This is a genomic window from Paractinoplanes tereljensis (assembly GCF_016862435.1).
Classification (GTDB): domain Bacteria; phylum Actinomycetota; class Actinomycetes; order Mycobacteriales; family Micromonosporaceae; genus Actinoplanes; species Actinoplanes tereljensis.
In genome coordinates this window covers 13,043-27,550 of sequence record NZ_BOMY01000001.1, presented here as the reverse complement: position 1 = coordinate 27,550, position 14,508 = coordinate 13,043, and the positions used below count along the sequence as shown (strand labels likewise).

Annotated in this window: 16 protein-coding genes; 12 read left to right on the top strand and 4 right to left on the bottom strand. The window is 69.4% G+C overall.

The window, feature by feature from the left end; all coding sequences use genetic code 11:
- Positions 1 to 64 precede the first annotated feature (64 nt).
- Genes Ate02nite_RS00125 through Ate02nite_RS00095 form a run of 7 tightly spaced genes read left to right on the top strand, consistent with a single transcriptional unit; the run spans position 65 to position 7,418 of the window.
- A complete protein-coding gene (locus Ate02nite_RS00125) occupies positions 65 to 1,444 on the top strand; it encodes an aldehyde dehydrogenase family protein (RefSeq protein WP_203797152.1) in 1,380 nt (459 codons plus the stop codon).
- Positions 1,441 to 2,466, top strand: coding sequence for an ABC transporter ATP-binding protein (locus Ate02nite_RS00120; protein WP_203797150.1), 1,026 nt, complete (start codon positions 1,441 to 1,443; stop codon positions 2,464 to 2,466). Before Ate02nite_RS00125 ends, Ate02nite_RS00120 begins: the two co-directional genes overlap by 4 nt.
- Entirely contained in the window at positions 2,456 to 3,652 is a 1,197-nt protein-coding gene (locus Ate02nite_RS00115; protein WP_203797149.1) for an ABC transporter substrate-binding protein, read from the top strand. Before Ate02nite_RS00120 ends, Ate02nite_RS00115 begins: the two co-directional genes overlap by 11 nt.
- The gene (locus Ate02nite_RS00110) at positions 3,649 to 4,485 is read left to right on the top strand and encodes an ABC transporter permease (protein ID WP_203797147.1); all 837 of its coding nucleotides are present in this window, start codon (positions 3,649 to 3,651) and stop codon (positions 4,483 to 4,485) included. Before Ate02nite_RS00115 ends, Ate02nite_RS00110 begins: the two co-directional genes overlap by 4 nt.
- Positions 4,482 to 5,297 carry an ABC transporter permease gene (locus tag Ate02nite_RS00105; protein WP_239147019.1) on the top strand — a complete coding sequence of 272 codons (816 nt, stop codon included), beginning with the start codon at positions 4,482 to 4,484 and terminating at the stop codon, positions 5,295 to 5,297. Before Ate02nite_RS00110 ends, Ate02nite_RS00105 begins: the two co-directional genes overlap by 4 nt.
- Before the next feature lie 28 nt (positions 5,298 to 5,325).
- Entirely contained in the window at positions 5,326 to 5,892 is a 567-nt protein-coding gene (locus Ate02nite_RS00100) for a hypothetical protein (protein WP_203797145.1), read from the top strand.
- A gap of 41 nt (positions 5,893 to 5,933) precedes the next feature.
- Positions 5,934 to 7,418 carry a carboxylesterase/lipase family protein gene (locus Ate02nite_RS00095; RefSeq protein ID WP_203797143.1) on the top strand — a complete coding sequence of 495 codons (1,485 nt, stop codon included), beginning with the start codon at positions 5,934 to 5,936 and terminating at the stop codon, positions 7,416 to 7,418.
- Between the two features lie 195 nt (positions 7,419 to 7,613).
- Here Ate02nite_RS00095 and Ate02nite_RS00090 read toward each other — a convergent pair whose 3' ends face one another.
- From Ate02nite_RS00090 to Ate02nite_RS00080, 3 genes are all read right to left on the bottom strand, one after another.
- Complete coding sequence (locus tag Ate02nite_RS00090; protein ID WP_239147041.1) at positions 7,614 to 8,354, bottom strand: CAP domain-containing protein; 741 nt, start codon at positions 8,352 to 8,354, stop codon at positions 7,614 to 7,616.
- Positions 8,355 to 8,495: 141 nt separating this feature from the next.
- A complete protein-coding gene (locus Ate02nite_RS00085; protein WP_203797140.1) occupies positions 8,496 to 8,693 on the bottom strand; it encodes a DUF397 domain-containing protein in 198 nt (65 codons plus the stop codon).
- Positions 8,686 to 9,561 (bottom strand): helix-turn-helix domain-containing protein, encoded by an 876-nt coding sequence (locus Ate02nite_RS00080; protein WP_203797138.1) that lies wholly within the window; start codon positions 9,559 to 9,561, stop codon positions 8,686 to 8,688. The genes Ate02nite_RS00085 and Ate02nite_RS00080 overlap by 8 nt, the downstream gene beginning before the upstream one ends.
- A gap of 185 nt (positions 9,562 to 9,746) precedes the next feature.
- Here Ate02nite_RS00080 and Ate02nite_RS00075 point away from each other — a divergent pair, with 185 nt between their 5' ends.
- From Ate02nite_RS00075 to Ate02nite_RS00055, 5 genes are all read left to right on the top strand, one after another.
- Positions 9,747 to 10,562, top strand: a complete 816-nt coding sequence (locus tag Ate02nite_RS00075) for an SAM-dependent methyltransferase (protein ID WP_203797136.1) — start codon at positions 9,747 to 9,749, stop codon at positions 10,560 to 10,562.
- 270 nt (positions 10,563 to 10,832) lie between these two features.
- Positions 10,833 to 11,462, top strand: coding sequence for a DNA-3-methyladenine glycosylase (locus Ate02nite_RS00070; protein WP_203797135.1), 630 nt, complete (start codon positions 10,833 to 10,835; stop codon positions 11,460 to 11,462).
- A gap of 12 nt (positions 11,463 to 11,474) precedes the next feature.
- The gene (locus Ate02nite_RS00065; RefSeq protein WP_239147040.1) at positions 11,475 to 12,029 is read left to right on the top strand and encodes a hypothetical protein; all 555 of its coding nucleotides are present in this window, start codon (positions 11,475 to 11,477) and stop codon (positions 12,027 to 12,029) included.
- A 387-nt stretch (positions 12,030 to 12,416) separates the two neighbouring features.
- Entirely contained in the window at positions 12,417 to 12,737 is a 321-nt protein-coding gene (locus tag Ate02nite_RS00060; RefSeq protein WP_203797133.1) for a PadR family transcriptional regulator, read from the top strand.
- Positions 12,734 to 13,708, top strand: a complete 975-nt coding sequence (locus Ate02nite_RS00055; RefSeq protein WP_203797131.1) for a hypothetical protein — start codon at positions 12,734 to 12,736, stop codon at positions 13,706 to 13,708. The genes Ate02nite_RS00060 and Ate02nite_RS00055 overlap by 4 nt, the downstream gene beginning before the upstream one ends.
- 183 nt (positions 13,709 to 13,891) lie before the next feature.
- On the opposite strand, the gene Ate02nite_RS00050 is transcribed toward Ate02nite_RS00055, so the two are convergent.
- Positions 13,892 to 14,482, bottom strand: coding sequence for a nucleotidyltransferase domain-containing protein (locus tag Ate02nite_RS00050; RefSeq protein ID WP_203797129.1), 591 nt, complete (start codon positions 14,480 to 14,482; stop codon positions 13,892 to 13,894).
- Positions 14,483 to 14,508: the final 26 nt, after the last annotated feature.

Below are 14,508 nucleotides of genomic sequence, written 5' to 3'. Positions count from 1 at the left end.
AACACAGCGGTCAACCCGGGAGGTCCTCTTGATGCAGGTGCCGGCCCGGATAGGTGGGCGCCCGGTGAGTGCCGACGAGTGGATCGAGGTGCTCAGCCCGTTCGACGGGTCGCCGGTCGCCCGCGTGCCGGCCCTGGGTGCCGAGCACGTCGCCGAGGCGGTGGCGGCCGCTTCGGCGGCGCTGGCCCGGGGCGACTTCCCGCAGTACCGCCGGGCCGAGGTGCTGGAACGCGCCGCCGAACTCCTGGCCGAGCGCACCGAGGAGTTCGCGGTCACCATCGCCCGGGAGGCCGGCAAGCCGATCCGGGACGCCCGCGCCGAGACCCTGCGCTGCGTCGACACGCTGCGGTTCTCGGCGGTGGAGGCGCGCCGGCTCAGCGGCGAGGTGATCCCGATGGACGCCTCGGCCAGCGGAGTGGGCCGGCTCGGGTTCGCGCTGCGGCACCCGGTCGGCGTGATCGCCGCCATCTCGCCGTTCAACTTCCCGCTCAACCTGGTCGCGCACAAGCTCGGCCCGGCGATCGCGGCCGGCTGCCCGGTGGTGCTCAAGCCGGCCGAGCTGACCCCGGTCTCGGCGATCCGCCTGGTCGACCTGCTGGTCGAGGCGGGGCTGCCGGCCGACTGGATCTCGGTGGTCACCGGCACCGGGCCGGACGCCGGCACCCCGCTTGTCGCCCACCCGGTGCCCGCGCTGATCACGTTCACCGGCAGCGTCGCGGTCGGCCGCCGGATCCAGGACACCGCGCCGCGCAAGCGGGTGCTGCTCGAGCTGGGTTCCAACGCGCCGGTGATCGTCGAGCCGGACGCCGACCTGGACCGGGTGGTCGCGCAGGTGCGGCTGGGCGGTTTCTCGTACGCCGGGCAGTCCTGCATCTCCACCCAGCGCGTGCTGGCCCACGCCGACATCTACGACAAACTGCTGCACGAGCTGAAGATCGCGGTCGGCTCCCTGCGCGTCGGCGACCCGCTCGACGAGGACACCGAGGTCGGGCCGCTGATCTCGGAGGCGGCTGCGAAGCGGGTCGAGGACTGGCTCGACCGGGCCCGCGCGGCGGGTGCGGAGGTGACCGGCGGCGTGCGCCACGGCACCCTGATCACTCCGGCGGTCGTCGCCGATCCGCCCCGTGACCTGGACGTCTATCGCCAGGAGGTGTTCGGGCCGGTGGTTACCGTCACGCCGTACACCCATCTGGCGGAAGCGATCGGCCTGGCCAACGACAGCGATTTCGGCCTTCAGGCCGGGGTTTTCACGGCGGATCTCGGCGTCGCGCTGCGCGCGGCGCGCGAGCTGGAGTTCGGCGGGGTGCTGATCAACCAGGTGCCGACCTTCCGGGCCGACCAGCAGCCGTACGGCGGACTTCGCGACGCCGGGAACACCCGTGAAGGACCTGCTTACACCGTGCAAGAGATGACCGAGCTTCGATTCGTGATGGTGAGCGCATGAGTACTCCGGCTATCGAGCTGACCGGGCTGCGGAAGTCCTTCGGGGCCGTCGACGCGGTCGCCGGGATCGACCTGTCCATCGAGGACGGCGAGTTCTTCTCGATGCTCGGGCCGTCCGGCTCCGGCAAGACCACGGTGCTGCGGATGATCGCCGGCTTCGAGCTGCCGACCGCCGGCACGGTGTCGCTGAGCGGCAAGGACGTCACGAAGCTGGCGCCGTTCGAGCGGGACGTCAACACGGTCTTCCAGGATTACGCGCTCTTTCCGCACATGACCGTGCTGGAGAACGTCGAGTACGGGCTCAAGGTCCGCAAGGTGCCGCGCCGGGAGCGGCGGGATCGTGCGGTTGAGGCGCTGTCCTCCGTACGGCTGGAGGGTTTTGAATCTCGGAAGCCGTCGGCGATGTCGGGTGGCCAGCGGCAGCGGGTTGCTCTTGCTCGGGCCCTGGTCAACCGGCCCAAGGTGCTGTTGCTGGACGAGCCGCTCGGCGCTCTTGACCTGAAGCTGCGCGAGCAGATGCAGGTCGAGTTGAAGCAGATCCAGCGCGATGTCGGCATCACGTTCGTCTTCGTGACGCACGACCAGGACGAGGCGCTGACCATGAGCGACCGGGTGGCGGTCTTCGATGCCGGCCGGATTGCCCAGATCGGAACCCCGGAAGAGGTCTACGAGAACCCGGCGACGCCATTTGTTGCCGGATTTGTCGGGACATCTAACCTCCTGACCGGCGACGTGGCTCTCGCCCTCGTCGGAAGAAAAGGGACATTTTCCATCCGGCCGGAGAAAATTCGTCTGTCCGAAGAGGGCATTCCGGGCACCGTCGCCGAGGTGATCTACGCCGGACCGGTAACCCGATACGTCGTCGACCTCGACGCCGGGGTGCGGGTCACCGTCGTCGAGCAGAACCAGCGCACCGGGACCGCGGCGCTGGCCGAACTGCGGGGGAAACCGGTCCACCTGAGCTGGCACGCAGAGCACGTGATCGAAATCCCCCATCAGAAGGAGAACGCGGATGCGGCATAGATTCGTTTTGGCAGCCCTGTCAGCCGGCGTGCTCGTGCTCGCCGGGTGCGGCGGCGGCGATTCCGGAACCACCGGCTCCGGCCCCGGCGGCCTGTCCGTCCCGAAGATCGACAAGCTGGCCTCGCTCGGTGCGGGCGAGGGCGAGGTCAACATCGTCTCGTGGGCCGGTTACGTCGAGGACGGCTCCACCGACAAGGCCGTCGACTGGGTCTCCGACTTCACCAAGGAGACCGGCTGCAAGGTCAACAACAAGGTGGCGGCGACCTCGGACGAGATGGTCACCCTGATGAAGACCGGCGAGTACGACGTGGTCTCGGCCTCGGGTGACGCGTCGCTGCGGCTGATCTACGGCGGTGACGTCGCGCCGGTCAACACCGACCTGATCGCGAACTACAAGGACGTCTTCGACGGCCTCAAGAACAAGCAGTGGAACTCGGTCGACAACGTCGCCTACGGCATTCCGCACGGCCGCGGCGCCAACCTGCTGATGTACCGGACCGACGTGGTCAAGCCGGCGCCGACCTCGTGGAGCGCGGTCTTCGACGCCAACTCGCCGTACAAGGGCAAGATCACCGCGTACGACTCGCCGATCTACATCGCCGACGCGGCGCTCTACCTGATGAAGACCAAACCCGAACTCAACATCAAGAATCCGTACGCGCTGGACGACACCCAGTTCAAGGCGGCCACCGATCTGCTCACCGAGCAGAACAAGCTGATCGGCGAGTACTGGTCGGACTACACCAAGGAGGTGCAGTCCTTCAAGGCCGGCAACTCGGTGATCGGTACGACCTGGCAGATCATCGCCAACCTGGCCCAGGCCGACAAGGCACCGGTCGAGGCCGTGCTGCCGACCGAGGGCGCGACCGGCTGGTCCGACACCTGGATGATCTCGGCCAAGGCCAAGCACCCGAACTGCGGCTACCTCTGGATGAACCACATCATCTCGCCGAAGGCCAACGCGGCCGTGGCCGAGTGGTTCGGTGAGGCGCCCGCCAACAAGCTGGCCTGCCAGCAGACGTCGGACAAGAGCTTCTGCACCACGTTCCACGCCGACGACGAGGCCTACTTCCAGAACATCTGGTACTGGACCACGCCGATCGCGCAGTGCCTGGACGGTCGCACCGACGTGACCTGCAAGGACTACTCGGCCTGGACCCAGGCCTGGACCACGATCAAGGGATGACCAGCTTTCTCCACCGGCACCCGCGAGTGCGCCTGGCCGGGCTCCTGTCCGCGCCGTTGCTCTGGCTCGGCGTGGCCTATCTGGGCGCGCTCGCGGTGCTTCTGGTCTCCGCCTTCTGGTCGGTCAACACCTTCACCGGGCAGGTTGTCAGAGAGTTCACCGTCGCGAACTTCCGGACGATCCTGACCGAGGAGGTCTACCGCAACGTCACGCTGCGCAGCCTCGGGGTGGCCGCTTCGGTCACCGTCATCTGCGTGGTGCTGGCCGTGCCGATGGCCTTCTACATGGCCAAGGTGGCGTCGCCGCGCACCCGGAAGTGGCTGGTCATCGCGATCCTCACGCCCCTGTGGGCGTCGTACCTGGTCAAGGCGTACGCGTGGCGGATCCTGCTGGCCAACGACGGGCCGATGGACTCGATCTTCGGCGGACCCGGGTACGGCCTCACCGCGGTGGTCCTGGTGCTGTCGTACATGTGGCTGCCGTACATGATCCTGCCGATCTATGCCGGGCTTGAGCGCCTCCCCGATTCCATGTTGGAAGCGAGCGCCGACCTGGGTGCTCGCGCCGGTCGGACGTTCCGCCGGATCGTGCTGCCCATCCTGATCCCGTCGGTGTTCGCCGGCTCGATCTTCACGTTCTCGCTGTCGCTCGGCGACTACATCACCGTGCAGATCGTCGGCGGCAAGTCCCAGCTGATCGGCAACCTGGTCTACGCGAACATCGGCGCCGCCAACAACCTGCCGTTCGCCGCCGCGATCGCCACTGTCCCGGTCGTGATCATGGTCATCTACTTGGTCGCGGTCCGCCGCTCGGGCGCCCTGGAGGAGCTGTGACGCTGTCCCGGTATGCACAGTGGGCGTTGCGCGCGTTCATGGCGCTCGGGCTGCTGTTCATCTACGTCCCGCTGATGCTGGTGCTGATCAACTCGTTCAACGGCGACCGCACCTTCGGCTGGCCGCCGCACGACTTCACCACCCGCTGGTGGTCGGCGGCCTGGGACAACACCGGCGCCCGTTCCGCGTTGCTGACCTCTGTGAAAGCGGGGTTGGGCGCAACGGCGATCGCCCTGGTGCTGGGCACGATGGTGGCGTTCGCCGTGCAGCGCTTCAAGTTCTTCGGCCGCGACACCCTGTCGTTGCTGATCGTGCTGCCCATCGCCCTGCCCGGCATCGTCACCGGCATCGCCCTGGACAGCGCCTGGCGCTCGGTGATCGAGCCGCTCGGCATCGGCAAGGGCCTGTTCTCGGTGATCGTCGGGCACGCCACGTTCTGCGTGGTGACCATCTACAACAACGTGCTGGCCCGGCTGCGCCGCACCGGCATCAACCTGGAGGACGCGTCGGCCGACCTGGGCGCCTCACCCGGCCAGACCTTCCGGTACGTGACCTTCCCGATGATCCGGTCGGCGCTGCTGGCCGGTGGCCTGCTGGCCTTCGCCCTGTCGTTCGACGAAATCATCGTCACCACGTTCACGGCCGGCCCGGGTGTCACCACCCTGCCGATCTGGATCTTCAACAACCTGTTCCGTCCCAACCAGGCTCCCGTGGTCAACGTGGTCGCCGCCGTCCTGGTGGTGCTCTCGGTGGTGCCGGTGTGGCTGGCGCAGCGGGTGGCCGGTCCTGAGGCCGGCGCAAGCCGCACCTGAGCCCGCGCCAAATGCCAGACTGAACGTCATGGGCGTCACCTGGCGCTTCGACGGCGATGACCTGTTGTGCGGCGTTGGCGCGGACTGGAACGAGTTCGCACTGGCCAACGGCGGCGGCGCCTGCGTGCCGCCGCCGATCGGCCAACCCCTGGCCGGCTTCGTCAGCGGCCCCGACCTCTGCGTGGTGTGGCGGGCGATCCTCGGGTTGTCCCGCCGCGACCCCGACCGCACCCTGCGCCTGACCTACCGCTGCGACTCACCGGCCGAACGCCGCATCATGACCGCGACGGTGACCGGCAATCACCGCGCCGAGGTCGCCATCGTCAGCGAGATCGGCCAGCGCCAGCCCCGCCCGTCGGTGCCGCTGCTGGACGCGACGGTTCCGGCCCGCAGCGGCGAGATGATCCGGATGTGCGGCTGGTGCGCCCGGGTCAAGGTCGACGACTGGGTCGACGTGGAGGAGGGCTGCCGCCGCCTCGATCTGCTCGAGTTGGAGAGCGGCCCGCTGCCCCGGATAACTCATGGCATCTGCAACGACTGCCGGGTCGCCGTCACCGGCGGCCTGGACCTGGTCGGCGGCGCCCACCGCCGATAAATCGCTGGCCGCCGGCCGCAGGGCTGGGCAAGGATTCCGCCATGTCCGAGGTCCAGGTGACAAATGGGGCACTGCGCGGCGTCCGGGAGTCCGGGGTCGCGGTGTTCCGCGGCATCCCCTACGCGGCACCACCCGTCGGCCCGAACCGCTTCGCCGCGCCGCAGCCCGCGAAGAACTGGGACGGCGTACGCCCGGCGGTTTCTTTCGGTCCGCCCCCACCGCAATCCGCCGCGTTCGGCCGGGCCGAGGCCACCGGCGACGACTGGCTGACCCTCAACGTCTGGTCACCGGCCCCCGACCCGGCGGCAAAACTCCCGGTCATGGTGTGGATCTACGGCGGCGCCTACACGCTCGGCTCCGCCGACCGCCCCGAGTACGACGGCGGCCACCTGGCCCGCGACGGCAACGTTGTCCTGGTGACCTTCAACTACCGCCTGGGCATGGAGGGTTTCGCCCATCTCGCGGGCGCCCCCGCCAACCGCGGCCTGCTGGACCAGATAGCCGCCCTGGAATGGGTCCGCGACAACATCGAGGCCTTCGGTGGCGACCCCACCCGCGTGACCATCTTCGGCGAGTCGGCCGGCGGCGGCTCGGTGGCCGCCCTGCTGGCCATGCCCCGCGCGGCCGGCCTGTTCCGCGGCGCGATAGCGCAGAGCCTGCCCGGCACGTTCTTCGCCCCCGACCTGGCCGCCGACATAGCCGCCGCCGTCGCGGCCGAGTTGGACCTGAGCCCGACCGCCGCCGACCTGGCCGCGGTCGATCCCGCCAAGCTGGCCGCCACCGGCGACACGGTAATCGCCGCCGCCGCGGCCGCCGCGCTCACCGACGCCGCCGCCGGCCGGCCGGGACGCTGGGGCCCGGCCGCCTACCGGTCCATCCTGTTCGCCCCGGTGGTAGACGGCGACACCCTGCCGACCACGCCCTGGCAGGCGCTGTCGGCCGGTGCGGCCCGAGACGTAACGTTGCTGGCCGGCCACACCCGAGACGAACACCGCCTGTTCACCGCCATGTTCGGCCCGCCAACCCCATCAGACACGGCAGCCGCACTCCGCCTCCTGGCGCCCACTCCCGACAGCTACCGAGACGCCGACCCCACCCAGACCCACGAGCTGGTCAATTCCGACTGGCTGTTCCGCATGCCCACGTTGCACCTGGCCGACGCCCAGGTGGCGGGCGCCGGCCGGGCTTACTTCTACGAGCTGACCTGGCCGGCCCCAGGCCTGGGCGGCATCCTGGGCGCCTGCCACGGCCTCGACGTCCCCCTGGTCTTCGGCAACTTGACCAGCGGCCAGCCCGCTCTGCTGTTGGGCGACGCCCCCACCCCCGAAGCGATTGAGCTTTCGACGCGAATGCGCTCCGCCTGGACAAGATTCGCCGCCGATGGCGACCCGGGTTGGCCGGCCTACACACCGGAGCAGTCGCTGACCCAGATCTTCGACGCCACCTGCCCGGTAACCCCATACCCCGAGCAGTCCTCCCGCCAGATCTGGCAGAACCACCCCTTCTCCCCGCTGACGCTTTCCTAGCGCCAGGCGCCTTTCCCGCCATCTTCTTCCGTACGCATCACCCACAGTCCCGTGCCCCACAGTTCCGCTAAGCGAAATCACCCTCCGCGCGCCCGCTGCGGGCGGGCCCGCCCGCAGCGGGCGCGCGGAGGGTGAGTCTCGCCTGGCTGGAACTGAGTGCCAGGGGACTTTTCGCTGCGCGTACTGGAAAAGGTTTTAGTTTACGAAGTCCTGGGTCATCCAAGTGATGCCCTTGGCGTCTCGGACGACACTCAGGCCGATTCGTTTGAAGCCGGTGTTCAGCAGGTTTTTGCGGTGGCCGTCGTTCGGCGGGACCTCGGCCAGCATGCTGTCGGTCAGGCCGTTTGCGGCCTTGATGATGTCGGCGTCGGCGGAACCGCTGGAGCCGAAGCCGATGTTCTCGCCGGCTGAGCTCCACTTCACGCCCTGGGCGCTGAAGCGCTCGCCCAGGCCCTGTTCGCCGGAGCACTGGTGCTGCAGGCCGCAACCGTTGATCATCAGCTGGTTGTGCAGGGCGGAGGCCTTGGAGAGGTCGGCGTCCAGGGTGAGGATGCCCAGGCCCTCTTTCGTCCGGGCGTCGTTGATGTGGGCCAGGACCGCGTCCAGGATCGCGTCGCCGGTTTTCGGAGCCGAGGCGACCTTGGGGGTGGTCTTTGTCGGCTTCACGGTTTTCCGGGTGGTGACGGTCGCCTTGGGGGTCGCGCTGGCGGACGGCGATTTGGTGGCCGACGGGGATGCGGACGGCGGGGCCGAGGAGAGCGGCGCGTCTGCGGCGGGTAGTGCGGCATCCGTGGTCGCCTCGGCCAGGGGACGGTCGGCGCTGGCGGGTTCGGCATCGGCATGGCGGCTCATGCCGATCACCGTGAACCCGGTTCCGATCACCACGGCGGTGGCACCGGCCACCAGTGTGTAGCGGAAACGGGCGGCAGCGGTCATCGACACGGGAGGGTCACCTCGGGCTGGGTGGTGGGCAGGGCTCGGATCGCCGGTGGGGGACGGCGAACCTGTTCACTATGGGTGCGCTGTCCGTGGCGCACCGCCCGGCTAATGAGTCCTTAAGAAAGGGATCACCGGGACCTAAAAGTCGCCGGCCTTCACGCCCTCGACGAACTCGCGCCATTCGGCCCGGGAGAACACCAGGGCCGCGCCGTTCCGGTTCTTGGAATCGCGGATCGCCACGACTCGCGGGAGGTTCGCCGCGACCTCTACGCAGTCGCCGCCGTTTCCGCCGCTGCGGGTGCTCTTGTGCCAGACGGCACCGGACAGGTCATTCATCGATCTCCTTGAGAATCGCGCCGATGAGTTCGTCCGATTCGACCTGACCGAGGGCAACTTCGTCGAGTTCGGCCCAGATCGATTCGTACATCTCGACTTCGTTGGGTTTATCCAGATAGAGCGCGCCGGTGAGGCTTTCGCAATAGATGGTGGTCGGCTCCGGGGAGGCGGTGCCGATGGCCGGGAACTCGAGGATGGTGAACTGGGCGGAACTGGCCGCCTTGTGCGGGCCGGCGCCGAACGGGACGACCCGGACGCTGACGTTGGGCCGGGTCGAGATGTTGATCAGGTGCGCCAGTTGCTTGCGCATGCCGAGCCCGTCGGGGATGCCGCGGCGCAGCACGCCCTCGTCGAGAATCACCTCGAGGCGCGGCGCCGGGGGGCGGTTGCGGATCAGCAGGGACTGCCGCTCCAGGCGTACGGCCACCGCGTTGTCGACCGCAGCCTTGTCTGCGGCGTTCCAGCGGCCGAAGACGCACTCGGCGTACTCCCGGCACTGCAGCAGGCCGGGGATGACGCCGGGCGCGAACGAGCGCAGCCGGCCGGCCGCCTGTTCCATCCCGACGTAGAGCTCGAACCAGGCCGGGACCACATCGCCGTACGCGTGCCACCAGCCTTTGGCCTTGGACTCCTGGGCCAGGCCGATGAGCACCTCGGTCATCCGCTGGGTGGCCCGGTAGACCGTGCACATCGCGATCACGTCATGCTTGCGGACCGGGACCTCGCCGTTCTCGATCCGGTACATCCGGGCGCGGGAGAACTCCAGCTCCTCGGCCGCCGCCATCAGCGAGATGCCGGCCTGCTCGCGCAGCTGCCGCATGAGGCGCCCGACCTGGCGGCGTGGAACGGTCGACCCGGTCTCCGACATGCGACTCCCCTGTTCCGGTCGTCTCGTTCGAGACAGTCCGAACGCATCGAACGAGACAGCGAGAATCTCCAATCGAGATTCCCGATGTTCACCTAGCGCACACAGTAACGACTTGATCGCAGATCGTGAATGCCAAATTGTGAGCCGATCTAACCTTCCTGGCATGATCCAATTAGGATCTGGCCATGACCGACAGGTTCGACACCGGTGTGGCCCACCCGGCCCGGCGCTACAACTACTGGCTCGGCGGCAAGGACAACTTCGCGGCCGACCGGGAGTCCGGCGACCTGCTCGCGAAGTCGTACCCGGCCGCGCGGATCGCCGCCCGGGCCAACCGGGCGTTCCTCGGGCGCGCGGTGACCTACCTGGCCGCCGAGGCCGGTATCCGCCAGTTCCTCGACATCGGCACCGGGCTGCCCACCGCCGAGAACACCCATGAGGTGGCCCAGCGGATCGCCCCCACCAGCCGGGTGGTCTACGTCGACAACGACCCGATGGTGATGGTGCACGCGCGGGCGTTGCTGACCAGCACGCCGCAGGGCGAGACGCGGTACCTCGAGGAGGACCTGCGCAACCCGGAGAAGATCCTGGCCCAGGCGAATCTTCTCGACCTCAGCCGGCCGGTCGGGCTGGTCCTGGTCGCGGTCGTGCACTTCCTGTCCGATCAGGACCAGGCCCGCGAGATCGTGCACACCCTGCTCGGAGCGCTGCCGGCCGGCAGCCACCTGGTGATGACCTGCGCCACCACCGACTTCCTGACGCCGGAGCTGAAGGCGAACTGGGACGAGTCGCTGCGCACCGGCCGCTCGGATGTCTATCCGCGCACCCGGGCCCAGTTCGACGAGTTCCTCACCGGCCTCGAGGTGGTCTCGCCCGGGGTGGTGCCGATCAGCGAATGGCGGCCTTCGGCGGACGGAGAAGAGAAGCCGACACCGGTCGAGGCGTCGTTGTTCGGCGTGGTGGCGCGCCGTGGACCGGGCTTGCCGGCCGAGAGCCGGTAACGGACCAATCGGTAGCGGACCTGGCGCGGGGTGGTACCGGTGAGCGCGGCGACCTGGGCGACGGTGAAGCCCTCCCGGACGTACCAGTCGCGCAGCAGGTGCTCGGGCAGCGGGTCGTCGGGCGAGCCGACACCCGCCTCGGCGGCACGCCGTCGCGGATCACCCACTGCTGGAGCAAATCCGGGTCAGGCCGCATGCCCCTTCAGACCTGTCTTTATCGTGCTTTTCGGGGCAATAGTTGCCGCTGAACAAGCGTGAGATCCTGGCCGGGTGGACTATCCGTGGCTGCACCTGCCCGCCACCGCCGTGGACGAGGCGGCCCGCGCGCTGCTCGGCTGGCGGCTCACCGCGAACGGGGTGACCGTGCGGCTCACCGAGGTGGAGGCGTACAGCGGGCTCGGCGAGGACCCGGCCAGCCACGCCCACCGCGGCATGACCGCCCGCACCGAGGTGATGTTCGGCCCGGCCGGTCGGCTGTACGTCTACCAGATCTACGGCATGTACTTCTGCGCCAACATCGTCTGCGGCGAGCCCGGGCGGGCGGCGGCCGTGCTGCTGCGCGCCGGGGAAGTGACGGCCGGCCTGGAAACGGCCCGGCAGCGTCGCCCGGCCGCTCGGCGAGACCGGGACCTGGCCGCCGGTCCCGGCAAGCTCATGCAGGTCCTGGCCTTGGACCGGAGCGCCAACGACACCTCGTTGATCGACGGCACCGGCCCGGCGGTACTGTCGCCGCCGGATTCCCCGCCGGGAACCATCGCGGCCGGTCCTCGGGTGGGCGTCACCTCCGCCCTCGACGTGCCGTGGCGGTTCTGGATCGATGGCGACCCGACGGTCAGCGCGTACCGCCGGCACATACCGCGTCGGCGGGAAACCGCCCCGCGTGGCCGCGCGGGCGGCTAGCGTCCAGACTTGATGATCCCGCATCGGTTGCTTGTCGTATTCAGCGCGATGTGCTCGGCCGGCATGCTCTGGGCGGCCGTGCTGATCGCCGGTTTGCTGGCCGGCGTGCGCCTCGTGCCCACCCCCGCCGCGGTCGGCATAGCCGCCGCCCTGACCGTGCCCGGCGTGATTGCCGGCGTGCTGGGCAACCGCTGGTACTACCGCACGACCAGGCCGCGGGCCCGCTGGAGCCTGACCTCGTGGGTGCCGCCGCACGTGCCGCACTGGGCCGCGATGCTGGCCGGGGTGATCTTCTTCGGCTTCTGGCTGTCGGTGGTGGTGGCGTTCGCGTCGATGGACGGCCGAGCCGAGATGCACAACGGCCAGTACGTGATCGAGAACAACGGCCGTACCACGGTGATCAACGAGTCGGACTACGAACGCCAGCGCGACCACGAACAGCAGATCTCACTGGGCATCCTGGGCGCCCTGGCGGTAGGCGGCACGTTCATGACGGCCGCGGTGCTGACCCACCACGCAGCACCCGAGCCGACGCACACACAGTCGGCCGGCTTACCCCTCGCCTAGCGCCAGACACTTTCAACCGCAATAACTAAAACCTTTTCCAGTACGCGCAGCAACAGGTCCCGTGGCACTCAGTTTCGCCAGGCGAGACCCACCCTCCGCGCGCCCGCTGCGGGCGGGCCCGTCCCAAACGCCCACCGCCAACGCTGCCGCCGGCTCGGATTCAAGCCCGACCCGGGTCTGTCGGCTAAGCGATGCCGTGCCCGGCGTGTTCCTGCAGCCTTGTCCAGATCTTGTGGAACTGCTGCGCGGCCCAAACGGCATGTCCACAAGGTGGGCGAGAGTGAACAGGCCGGGCTCGGTCTGTAGGCGAGGCTGGCCGCTGCGTGCCCGCAGCTTGTCCTACATAACGCTTGGCGTTATATATCGGCTGAGGTAGCGTCCCCCGGCATGCAGGAGCCGACGTTTCTGATCCTCACCGCTCTCGCGGCCGAGCCCACCCATGGGTACGGCGTGATCCGTGCCGTCGAGCAGCTGTCCCAAGGGGAGGTCGTGCTGCGGCCCGGCACCCTGTACGGCGCGCTCGACCGGCTCACCGAGCAGGGCCTCGTCGAGATCGACCACGAGGAAGCGGTCGACGGGCGGCTGCGGCGCTACTACCGGCTCACCGCGTCCGGGGCCGCGGCCCTGACAGCGCAGGTGCAGCGGCTACGGCGCAACGCCGACGCGGCCGCCGTCCGGCTACGCCTCGCGTTCGGGGGTGCGCTGTGACCACCCGCACCGAACGGCACTACCGGCGTCTGCTCTGGGCCTACCCTCGCTCCTACCGCGACCACCGCGGCACCGAGATCCTCACCACCCTGTTGGACATGGCCGAAGACGGCCACCGGCCCGGCCTCCACCTGATTCTCTCCGGCCTCGGGCAACGCTTCAAGCTGCCCGCCCGGCGTCCCCTCGCTTGGGTGGCCGCCCTGCTCGCCGCTGCCGTGCTGGGTGGCTTGGGCGCCGCGGCCGGCACCTGGATTGCCTGGCGGACGGCCGCTGCCATCCCGTCCGACCGGGAGGCGCAGGCCCTCAACGCCACCCTCACCGGGATACCCGGCGACGCCCCCCTCTACCACGAGACGTCCGGGCAGCAGGGACCGAGCGTCGCGGTCCAGGTCGATGGCACCGCGGGCTGGTCGGCCTCCCGGATCCGCGACGCGCTGACCGGCACCGGGTGGCGGATCACGTCCTTGCGGGAGAGCGAAGGCCGCGTCATCCCCCGCGAAGACATGACCGTCAGCGTCCCGATCCAGTACGGCATCTGGACAGCGACCCGCGGCGGGCTGAAGTTGTACGGCGATGCCCGGGTCTTCACCGGCTCCCCCTTCACCGACGCGGCCAGCTACAACATCAGGATGTGGCCGGTCGAGCCTGCCGTGATACGGCCGCTAACCGTCGCCGGGACCATCGCCGGCCTGCTCGCCGGCTGGCTGCTGGTGGCCGCGCTCGCCCGCCGTCGGCTCGCGACGGGCCTGGTCGCGGCCGGTCTCGCCGCTGCCACGCTGCCGGCCTACCAGTTCTACCTCGCGGCGTACGCGGTACTGACTTACCCGCACGGCTCACCGGACCCGCGGAGTACGGACAGCTCGCACGGTGCGACCACGACCCTCACGCTGATCTGCACGGTCGCCGGCCTGCTCGCCATCGTCACCGCCACGATCGTGGCACGGCATCGGCTGGCGGTCCGGGCTGGGTAGTCTCGGCGGCTGTTCTCGGTGCGGGAGGCCCGCCCGGCACGGGCGGGATTCGGGGCATGTCGCGCGAGAGTCGCGGCACGCGCGGTTGTTGCAGGGGATCGCGCTGCGCGGCGGGTCGGGTGTGGCTGCGGTTGTGGGCTCCTGGCCGCGTACCCGTAAAGGGCGCATGTTTGTCGCTCAGCGTTAGCGATCTCGGGTTTGCCAAGGGTGGCCGGGGTGGACCAGGTCCAGAGCGGCGTCCAGCCAGGTGCGCTGGGCCGGGGTCAGGGCCGGGGCCAGCACCGCGTAGTCGGCCTCGTCCTTTGGGCGGCCGTATCTCGCCTTGAAGAGCAGGACCACGTCGGGGCTCAGGTAGGGGATGCCGTCGCGGCTGGTCAGCACGATTTCGCGGTACGGGCGACGCAGGCTCGGATGGCGTCGGGCGATCCAGGTGTCGCCGTCGTGGGGCTCGCGCATCACGTCGAAGCGCCACAGCTCGGCGGCCGGGTCCAGTGCCCAGGTCTGGTGCTCGGCGTCCATCGCTGAGGGGACGGCCGGGATCACCCGGCCGCTGCCGGCCACGTAGAAGGCCAGCTCCGGGAAACGGCCGGCGATCTCGGCGAACTGGGACCGGGGGATGCCTATCTCCAGGTCCTCGTGCTCCCTGGTCACCCGGCCCAGATGCAGGTCGACCGCCCAGCCGCCGGCCACGTACCAGGGCGTCGCCACGCCGGCCAGCCGGGCGGCGACGACGCTCGGATGCCAAGCCTGCCACGCGTCGATGTTCGGGGTCACCCGACGAGCCTAGAGGGCGTTACGCT